At 68.5% G+C, this 826-nt stretch carries 1 pseudogene; it reads right to left on the bottom strand.

What is annotated here, in order from left to right:
• Window positions 1-355, bottom strand: a pseudogene (locus tag AA75_RS37510) (hypothetical protein); the annotation flags it as partial.
• Window positions 356-826 lie beyond the last annotated feature (471 nt).

Genomic DNA, 826 nt, shown 5'->3' with positions numbered 1-826 from the left:
CCACGACGGTGTTCGTGGCGGTGTCGATCACCGACACCGTCCCGCCGAGCATGCTGGTGACATAGGCACGGCTCTCGTCCGGCAGCAGTGTGACCGAGTCCGGGTAGGCCCCGACCGGGATCGGATCAGCCGCCGCATCCTCGGCCGTGGCGTCCCCCGGCGGACCCGGCCGCTGGATCTCCTGCGAGACGGGCGGCTGAGGCTGAGGGCCGGGCCCGTCACCCTCGGGTGCCTCCGTCGGCGCCGACGCCGACGCCGCCTCCGCGGCTGCCGTCACCGGAGCATCGTCCTCCGACGCGGACGCGGACGCGGGAAACGCCACCACCGCCAGCGGCGATGCCAACGCGACAGCCACCGACAGCAACCGACGACGAGAACGGGGAAGCCGAGACATCGACACGAACCTGCACTCCTCAACAGTGATCTCGAACGAGCGGCACGATCCGCACAGGCAACATCCGGTCCGTACACCCTCCCCGCCGCACACTGCAGCAGGGACAAGCACGACCACACGGCCGCGTCCACACCACTACACCCCCGCCCACCGCCCACCCGCACCCACCAAACAGCCACACCACTGGGGGAACAACTCACCCGGCAGCTCCCGCCCCGGGTCTGTCCATTGAACGGCTCCGTCCCGTAATCGGTGGTTACCGAGTGTGACGGGTGTCGTTGACAGGTCATGCGAGATGTCAACGAGCTTGTGGGAACGGTGTTTTCAGGGTTGTCGCCGCTGGTGATCGAGGACGTAGTGGACGAGGGTGAGGTGATTCGGGTGGTGGCGGCCCCGAGACCCTGGTCGAGCGCGAGGTCGAGCGTCCGGTAC

The sequence above is a fragment of the Kitasatospora sp. MBT63 genome, assembly GCF_000710465.2.
Taxonomy (GTDB): Bacteria; Actinomycetota; Actinomycetes; order Streptomycetales; family Streptomycetaceae; genus Kitasatospora.
The sequence above is the reverse complement of the archived record's forward strand: the minus strand, read 5'-3'. Positions and strand labels throughout refer to the sequence as shown.